This is a genomic window from Streptococcus caecimuris, assembly GCF_943193075.1.
Lineage (GTDB): Bacteria > Bacillota > Bacilli > Lactobacillales > Streptococcaceae > Streptococcus > Streptococcus caecimuris.
Genome location: NZ_CALPCT010000019.1, coordinates 39,635 through 46,353, shown reverse-complemented (window position 1 = coordinate 46,353; position 6,719 = coordinate 39,635). Strand labels below are relative to the sequence as shown.

Genomic DNA, 6,719 nt, shown 5'->3' with positions numbered 1-6,719 from the left:
CACATTGGTTCGTCTTGTTCAGTTTTCAAAGGTCTTTGTCGCTCTCGCGCGACAACTATATTAGTATATCATGACCTCTCCTTACTGTCAACACTTTTTTAAAAAATTTTTTATTTTTTTTTGAATGTTTTTTTGAAAGTAATAAAGAAAATAGAGAGGGAATCCTCTCTATTTATATTCTTGTCTGTATTTGTTTTCTTCAGCTTTGTTAGCCCATACATAATGACCTGGTTTAATTTCAACCATTTGTGGTTTATCTTCCGAGTAATCATGTTGTTCTGGATCGTAGATTTTTAGAACTTTTTTACGTTCTAGAATTGGATCTGGAATTGGGACCGCTGAAAGAAGCGATTGCGTGTACGGATGGATTGGGTGGTTAAATAGCTCTTCAGTTTCTGCTACTTCTACAATAACCCCTTTATAGATAACTGCAATACGGTCAGAAATAAAGCGCACAACTGACAAGTCATGGGCGATAAAGAGGTAGGTCAAGCCTAATTCTCTTTGGAATTTTTTCAAAAGGTTCAAGACCTGCGCACGTACTGAAACGTCAAGGGCTGAGATTGGTTCATCTGCAATGACAAATTCTGGTTCCATGACAAGTGCACGGGCAATACCGATCCGTTGACGTTGACCACCTGAGAATTCGTGAGGATAACGTGTCAAATGTTCTGCTAGAAGCCCAACTTCATGCATAATATTTTTTACTTTTTCCTGACGTTCTTCTTCGCTGTTAAACAAATGGTGGTTGATCAAACCTTCAGAGATAATATAATCAACTGTTGCACGTTCATTCAAACTTGCTGCTGGGTCTTGGAAGATCATTTGAATTTTACGGATCAACTCTGATTTTTCACTATGAGAGTTTTTTCCGTTGATCTTGCGACCGTCATAAATAATTTCTCCAGCACTTGTATCATTCAAACCGATGATCGCACGCCCAATTGTTGTCTTACCACTTCCTGATTCACCAACAAGAGAGAAAGTTTCTCCCTTATTAATGAAAAAGTTGGCGTTCTTTACAGCAACGAATTTTTTACTTCCTTCACCGAAGGAAATTTCTAAATCTTTAATTTCAACTAATTTTTCAGTCATTTCCTTCCTCCTATTCTGTAATTTGAGTGAAGCCCATTTTTGAGCCAATCTTTTCGTGAAGGTTTTCGATTACTTCTGGTTTATGAACTGTTGGTGCATCTGGATGGAGCAACCATGTCTTAGCCCAGTGAGTATCGGTTACTTTGAAAGCAGGTGCCTCTTCTTCAAAATCAATCTGCATTGCATAGTCTGAACGAAGTGCGAAAGCATCTCCTTTGATTGGAGCATACAATGATGGCGGAGTTCCTGGAATAGAGTAAAGATCACCATCTGAGGTTGACAATTGAGGCAAGCTTGAAAGCAAGCTCCATGTGTATGGATGTTTTGGATCGTAGAAAATTTCTTCTACTTTACCAAACTCAACAATTTCTCCAGCATACATAACGGCTACTTTATCTGCAATACTTGCAACCACACCTAAGTCGTGGGTGATAAAGATAACTGTAAATTGGTATTCTTTTTGAAGGGATTTCAACAAATCAATGATTTGCGCTTGAATGGTTACGTCTAGGGCTGTTGTTGGTTCGTCACAGATTAAGATATCTGGACGGCAGGCCAAGGCGATGGCAATAACGATCCGTTGACGCATCCCACCTGAATATTGGAATGGATACTCATCAAAACGACGTTCCGCATCTGGAATTCCAACTTTCTCCATATAGTCCAAAGCCATTTCTTTAGCTTCTTTAGCTGTTTTCCCTTGGTGTTTGATAATGACTTCCGTAATTTGTGAACCAATTGTGTTGATTGGGTCCAAACTTGTCATTGGGTCTTGGAAAATTGTAGCGATCTTAGATCCACGAATATTTTCCCAATCTTTATTCGATTTCAAATCTGTCAATTCTTGACCACGGTATTTAATCGAACCTTGGGCAATACGGCCATTATCTTCTAACATTCCGGTGAACGTCTTTGTCAAAACTGATTTCCCTGAACCTGACTCACCAACCAAGGCAAGAACTTCACCTTCTACTAGCTCAAGCGATACGCCACGAATCGCTGTCAGTACGCGATCGCGCACGTCAAATTCCACTACGATATCTTGAGCAGATAAAATAATATTGTTATTTGATGTCATATCTACTCCTCCTATCTATGTGTACGTGGGTCGCTGGCATCGGCCAAGTTTTGTCCGACGATAAAGAATGACAAGGATACTAAAATCAAAACAGTAAGTGGAATCCAGAATAGGTAGGCATTTGTAGTTACGTTTTGAGAATAGTCAGAAATCAACCGTCCCAAACTTGGAACTGTGATTGGAAGACCAAGTCCGAAGAAGGAAAGGAAAGCTTCGTAAGAAATAAAACTTGGTAACATTTGTGATGTCTGGGTCACGATTACAGATACCAATTGAGGTAAAATATTTTTCGTAACAATTTTCAACGTTGGTGTTCCTAATGTTCGACTGGCCAAGTTGTACTCCAAATCACGGTAACGCATGATTTGAACACGAATCATGTAGGCAATTCCGATCCATCCTGTTAAGGACATGGCAAGAATCAAATTCCAGAAACCAGATCCCATTGAGTAAGTCAAGACGATAACGATCAACATAAATGGAATGTTTGAAATAACGTTATAAACTTCCATCATGATACGGTCGATGGATTTTGAGATTCCCCAAATTCCACCAACGATGACTCCGACCACCACGTTAATAACAGTTGCGATAAAGGAAATGATAATCGAATTTCGAGCACCAAACCAAACTCCATCAAAGAGGGATTTACCGTTGTTATCTGTACCAAAGAAAGCTTTGGCACTTGGTGGATTCAAACGTGCTGAAAAGTCATTTACCTTACTTACGTCGTTGTAATCAAAATTTGAAAACATCGGGTAGATAAAACTCATCAAGAGAATCCCAATCAAAACAGCAAGCATAATGATCGTGGTTCTTTTTTTAAAGAATTGTCTGAATACAGATTTCCAGTATGAATACGCTGGAGCATCGATTACTTCAGAGGCAAAGTCATCGCGTTTTACAAACTGAAATTTATTTTTATCGATTGTAGCCATTATTTGCCTCCTTTCGTATTCGTTAATTTAATCCGTGGATCAAGCACTGTCATCAAGATATCACCTAACATGGCAGCAAAGATACCAAGCGATGTGAAGATGAAGACAAGTCCGATAACCATGGTGTTGTTTGATGCTTTAATAGAGTCAATCAACATTTTACCCATACCTGGGAAAGCGAAGACTGTTTCAGTAAGTGTCGCACCTGAGATAACTCCAATAATAGATGTCGGAATACCAGATACCAATGGAACCATCGCATTTTTGAAGATGTGTTTTTTTGAAATCTCACGTTCTGACAATCCTTTTGAACGAGCAAAACGGACGAAATCTTGTGAATGGATATCGATCATGTAACGACGAATCCAAACGGCGTTAAATGGTGCACTCAATAAACCAAGAATCAGAGACGGCAATACATATGAACGCCAGTCCTGTGCTCCAAGAACTGGGAATGAGTCTGGAAGCCCAAAGAATGAACCTGCTAAACGGACAATGTAGACCGAAGCAATGGTTGGAAGAGACATCATAAATGTCAAAGCAGCTGTTGAGATGCTATCAAACCATGAGTTCTTGAACAGAGCCATGTAAGATCCTAATGGGATCGCAATCAAATAAGAAATTGCAATACCAATCAAACCAATGATTGAAGAAGATGCAATCATGGATGGATTCTCATAGTTGCTCAACGTTGCTGTATAAGCGTCCCCTTTACCAAATCGACTGATATCTTGTGAGTCTGCCTTACTTGGTGATTTGTAGGTACGTGAGTAGATATCGATGGAAGATGTCTTTTTACCTGTTGGGAAGTTCACTTCACTCTTCTTAGTTGTTCCTTGTCCTTGTGTAATAACTTGAAGAACAGGGGTATTTGAATAAGTTGGATATGAATTTCCAAGGTTTAAGGTCACAAAGTTTTGGTGTACATATGGGAATTGACCATTAAAGTACAAGAGGTATTTGTGTTTCGTACCAGAACCTACAACTGACCAACCAATAGACGGATCATTTTCAATACGGATATAGCGTTTGAGGTTTGGATTTGAAGCATCTTTCACCCAACCTGGATGATCAAATTGAATCAAATTCGCATAGAAGCTGACGACACGTTCAAAAACTGGAATTTCACGCACCGCATAGAAAGACTTACTTTCTGGGAAACGTTTCAACTGCCAACCATGACCTAATTTGTTAATGTATTCCTTATAGATCTTTTCATTGGCAGTTGTCGCATCAACTGTTACAGAAGAATCTTCTTTACTTGCTTTTTGTTGCAAGCTCTTTGAATCCATGTATTCCAAATAACCCATGCGATCGTAGACAGTATTTTCGTAGTTGATCTTCGAATCTTTTGTCTTCGCTACTTTATTGTAGTTGGGGTCGTTTTTAAAGATGAGATTTCTCGGTGTTAGCGTATAGATAATCATGTAGGTTAATGTCGTGACGAGAAATATCGACACTAACGAACGCAAAATACGCATAAAAACATATTTTTTCATATTTCATTCCTTTAATGTCCAAAAGAACTTTCTCCCCTAGAAGAGAAAGTTCTAATGAAAAGCAATAATTAATTATTTAACGTGTTTTTCAAGATCTTGTTGAGCTTTTTTGTTTGACTCAGCTTTTTCTTTTTGCCATTTTTCACGTGCTTGTTCGTATTGTTTCTTAGTAACAGGTTCATCTTGAACTTCTACATATTTGAAGTAAGCAGATCCTTTGTTACCTGTTTGAGCTGATGGGCCAGAGAATGGAACCACTTTAGAAACAACTGTTGCTGCGCCTGTGCTTGACATTGTTGGGATTACCAAGGCACTATCACTCAACCAAGCTTGAGCAGTAGCATATTTTTCGTAACGTTTAGCTACATCAAGTGATTCGCTATTAGCATCTGCAAGAAGTTTCGCATACTCATCCAAGCCAACTGCTTTGGCTGAAGCATTATCTACACCACCTGCAAAACCAAGGTAAACTTTTGTTTGGTCTTCTGATGATGGTTGAAGAGTATCAAGGTAAGTTGATGGATCATCGTAGTCTGGGTTCCATCCGACCAATCCTTGAAGATCCCAATCTGCATCTGCAGCTGATGGAACATTCAATGTGATGTTCAACACTTCGTCTTGGTCCATCATTTGAAGGTCAAGAACGACATTGTCTTTACCAAGAGTATCTTCCACTGTTTGTTTCAATGATTGCATCCGTGAAACAAAGTTTGTAGAGTTTTGTGCTACTGGTACGTCAATATGAATTGGGAATTGAACGCCATCTTTTTGAAGTTCAGCTTTTGCTTTTTCAAGTTGTGCTTTTGCTTTGTCTTTGTTGTAAAGACCGTCTTGACCATCTGCAAGGTTGACACCTTTCCATTGGTCTCCATAAGTAGTCAACTTATCTGCAACCACATCTCCAAAGTCTTTCCCATTAACTTGTACAAAAGCAGGAGCTGTATAGGTATTACGGATAGCTGGTTTAGCAAATGCTTTACTATTTACTTGCGCTGAATAGTTTTCACGATTCAAGGCAAAGGTGATAGCTTGACGGAAATCTTTGTTTAAGATTGCTTTCTTAGTAGAAGATTTTTCAGCATCTGATTTCTTAGCTGTGTGTTTGTAAGATTGACGATCAATGTTGAAACCAAGGACTGCTACACCTGAACCAGCCGGTGTGTTGTAAATGTTGTCTTTATATTTTTTCTCTACTGTAGCAAAGTTTGAGCTTGCTGGGAAAAGACGAGCAACTGTATAAGCTCCATCAGAGAAGCCACGCGCCAATGAATCTTGATCTGATCCATCGTAGTAGGTAAGTTTCACTTCTTTAAGGTGAACGTTTTTCTTATCCCAGTAGTTGTCATTCTTTTCAAATACAACAGATGATTTTGACGTAATAGATTTAAGAAGGAAAGGTCCGTTTGCAAGGATTGACTTCACATCGTTTGGTTGACCAAAATCATCTCCCTTACTCTTCAAGAAATCTGTGCTAATCGGGAACAAGATTCCGTTTGTTGTTTTAGAGTTCCAGAAGGTTTCAGGTTTGTTCAATGTGTATTGAAGTGTGTAATCATCAACCGCTTTGACACCAACTTGGCTAAAGTCTGTAGTTTTTCCTTGTACATAATCATCCAAGCCTTTGATTGAGCCTTGAACTAGTGAAAGAGTTTCCGATTTTTTATCAGCAGCGTGTTTCAAACCTGTTACAAAGTCTTTAGCTGTCACTTCGCCATGTTCTTCACCGTCTGCATCGTACCACTTAACCCCTTTACGAATTTTGTAGGTATAAGTCAAACCGTCTTTTGAAACAGACCAATCTTCTGCAAGTGATGGTACGAGATTACCATACTTGTCATTTGCCATCAAACCATCTACGACGTTTGTAGTAATATCGTGTGTAGCAGCTTTAGAAGATACAGTGTAGTCCAAAGTTTGAGGATCATCTGTGTAGACATAACCATAGTTCTTGTCTTCGCCTGAGCTTGCTTTGCTAGTATTTGAACTAGAACATGCAGCCAACAATCCAGCTGCAAGAAGTGTTACTCCGGCAACTGCAAATACTTTACCTTTTTTCATAGGAATTCTCCAATAGTTTTTTTAGATTTGTTTAAGATTATATCACAAGTA

At 38.9% G+C, this 6,719-nt stretch carries 5 protein-coding genes; all 5 read right to left on the bottom strand.

Annotated features, from left to right (window positions below):
- Positions 1-168: 168 nt before the first annotated feature.
- Complete coding sequence (locus NFR56_RS08100; protein WP_003010296.1) at positions 169-1,095, bottom strand: ATP-binding cassette domain-containing protein; 927 nt, start codon at positions 1,093-1,095, stop codon at positions 169-171.
- Between the two features lie 10 nt (positions 1,096-1,105).
- Positions 1,106-2,173, bottom strand: a complete 1,068-nt coding sequence (locus tag NFR56_RS08095) for an ABC transporter ATP-binding protein (RefSeq protein ID WP_070665174.1) — start codon at positions 2,171-2,173, stop codon at positions 1,106-1,108.
- An 11-nt stretch (positions 2,174-2,184) separates the two neighbouring features.
- On the bottom strand, positions 2,185-3,111 hold the full coding sequence (gene oppC, locus NFR56_RS08090) for an oligopeptide ABC transporter permease OppC (protein WP_023919302.1): 927 nt from the start codon (positions 3,109-3,111) through the stop codon (positions 2,185-2,187).
- Positions 3,111-4,610 (bottom strand): ABC transporter permease, encoded by a 1,500-nt coding sequence (locus tag NFR56_RS08085; protein WP_023919303.1) that lies wholly within the window; start codon positions 4,608-4,610, stop codon positions 3,111-3,113. Before NFR56_RS08085 ends, oppC begins: the two co-directional genes overlap by 1 nt.
- Positions 4,611-4,682: 72 nt before the next feature.
- On the bottom strand, positions 4,683-6,668 hold the full coding sequence (locus tag NFR56_RS08080; protein WP_023919304.1) for a peptide ABC transporter substrate-binding protein: 1,986 nt from the start codon (positions 6,666-6,668) through the stop codon (positions 4,683-4,685).
- Positions 6,669-6,719 lie beyond the last annotated feature (51 nt).

Bases quoted from the DNA above. Each gene is read 5' to 3' on its own strand.
- NFR56_RS08100 (WP_003010296.1), bottom strand. From the start codon at position 1,095: ATGACTGAAAAATTAGTTGAAATTAAAGATTTAGAAATTTCCTTCGGT.
- NFR56_RS08095 (WP_070665174.1), bottom strand. From the start codon at position 2,173: ATGACATCAAATAACAATATTATTTTATCTGCTCAAGATATCGTAGTG.
- oppC (WP_023919302.1), bottom strand. From the start codon at position 3,111: ATGGCTACAATCGATAAAAATAAATTTCAGTTTGTAAAACGCGATGAC.
- NFR56_RS08085 (WP_023919303.1), bottom strand. From the start codon at position 4,610: ATGAAAAAATATGTTTTTATGCGTATTTTGCGTTCGTTAGTGTCGATA.
- NFR56_RS08080 (WP_023919304.1), bottom strand. From the start codon at position 6,668: ATGAAAAAAGGTAAAGTATTTGCAGTTGCCGGAGTAACACTTCTTGCA.